Source organism: Mycobacterium attenuatum (assembly GCF_900566085.1).
Classification (GTDB): domain Bacteria; phylum Actinomycetota; class Actinomycetes; order Mycobacteriales; family Mycobacteriaceae; genus Mycobacterium; species Mycobacterium attenuatum.
This window is the reverse complement of the sequence record NZ_UPHT01000213.1, coordinates 1-1,368: the sequence shown is the minus strand read 5'-3', so window position 1 is coordinate 1,368 and position 1,368 is coordinate 1. Positions and strand designations below refer to the sequence as shown.

Sequence of the window (1,368 nt, the reverse complement as noted above, 5' to 3'; positions counted from 1 at the left end):
CTCAAGTCGTGCAGCGGGTTGCTCTACGACGCCCTGTCCGACGTGTATGCCAGCCTCGGTTTCAGCACTGCGGTCGGCGATGATGTGTTCCGCGATTTGGTGATCGCTCGGGTGGTAGAGCCGACCAGCCTGCTCGATGTCGACCGGGTCCTGGCCGAGCTGGGCCGCACTTCAGCTTCGTTGTCGACGCGTAAACCGACCCTGCGCCGGGCGTGTGGCGGTGGATACCGTGATCAGATCGCTTCGGCCTGCTTCCAGAATGCCTGTGCTACAGGCGATATCAGTCTGGTTCTTTACGACGTCACCACGTTGTATTTCGAGGCGGAAAAGGAAGACGACCTGCGTCGCGTCGGGTACTCCAAGGAACGCCGGGTGGATCCGCAGATCGTTGTCGGGCTGTTGGTCGACCGGACCGGGTTCCCGCTGGAAATCCGCTGCTTCGAAGGCAACAAAGCCGAAACCCTGACCATCATCCCAATCGTCACCGCGTTCCAACAGCGCCACGGCATCGCCGATATGGTCGTCGTCGCCGATGCCGGCATGCTCTCGGCTTCGAACCTACGCGACCTCGACGCCGCCGGGTTGCGATTCATCGTCGGATCCAGAGTCACCAAAGCACCTGGCGATCTCGCATCCCATTTCCATTGGCATGGTGATGTTTTCACCGACGGGCAGATCATCGACACCATCACGCCACGCGATCAACGCGGCACCGCCGCCAAGAGCAGCGACCCGAGACGGCGAGCCGAACCCGTCTGGAACCCCACGACGCACCCGAAGTCCTGGCGGGCGGTGTGGGCGTACTCGACCAAACGCGCGGTGCGCGACAACAAGACGCTGAACCTGCAGGAGGCCAAGGCCCGCGCCGTTGTCGCCGGCGATAGAGCCGCCCGCACACCACGATTCGTGACCATCCGCAACGGCGCCCGGGAACTCGACACCGCGTCGATCCAACGGGCACGTCGACTGGTCGGGCTCAAAGGGTATGTCACCAACATCGACGCCGGACTCATGCCCGCGCCCGAGGTGATCGCCAACTATCACGATCTGTGGCGGGTCGAGCAGTCCTTCCGCATGTCGAAATCCGACCTCGCGGCCAGACCCATGTTCGCCCGCACCCGCGACGCCATCGAAGCCCACCTCACCATCGTGTTCACCGCCCTCGCACTGAGCCGCGAAATCCAGACCCGCACCGGACTGTCCCTTCGCAGGTTCCTGCGCAGCCTCAAGCCTCTGCGTTCGGCGACCATCGACATCAACGGCGTCATCGCCACATACCCACCCGCCATAGAACCCGAGGTCACGGTGATTCTCGACGCCCTGCAGACCGGAAACTCAAGGCACTAAGCCAAATGACCCAACTCGGGT

1 protein-coding gene is annotated in these 1,368 nt (G+C 63.1%); it reads left to right on the top strand.

What is annotated here, in order from left to right; genetic code table 11:
• On the top strand, positions 1-1,347 hold a 1,347-nt coding region (locus tag EET13_RS29655; RefSeq protein ID WP_122445546.1), incomplete at its 5' end, for an IS1634 family transposase.
• Positions 1,348-1,368 lie beyond the last annotated feature (21 nt).